The sequence below is a fragment of the Psychroserpens mesophilus genome, from assembly GCF_050617655.1.
In the GTDB taxonomy this organism is placed as follows: domain Bacteria; phylum Bacteroidota; class Bacteroidia; order Flavobacteriales; family Flavobacteriaceae; genus Psychroserpens; species Psychroserpens mesophilus_A.
Window position 1 is genome coordinate 1 of sequence record NZ_JBODQC010000469.1, and the last position, 239, is coordinate 239.

The 239-nt window shown below is 68.2% G+C and carries 1 protein-coding gene; it reads right to left on the reverse strand.

Going from position 1 to position 239, the window contains the following annotated elements:
• A partial coding sequence (locus ACRHNM_RS18025; RefSeq protein ID WP_431138003.1) for a GNAT family N-acetyltransferase occupies window positions 1-239 on the reverse strand: 239 nt, incomplete at both ends.

Here is a 239-nt window from a genome sequence, read left to right on the forward strand (position 1 = left end):
GATGCGCGATGGTTTCCGGGTCGGCCTGCAGATCGTACAGCGCGGTGTAGCCGTGGCTGAGGTACAGGCCGACGGCTTCAGGTTGGCGGAAGCCGGTGGTCAGGAACACCCGCCGGTATCCTTGCCGCGCTGCCTGGTCTTCCAGCTGCTGCAGCACGCGCCGCGCGATGCCCTGGCGGCGCAGCCCTGGCAATGTCCAGATGCGCTTGAACTCGGCGGTATCCGGATCGCGGTGCGGC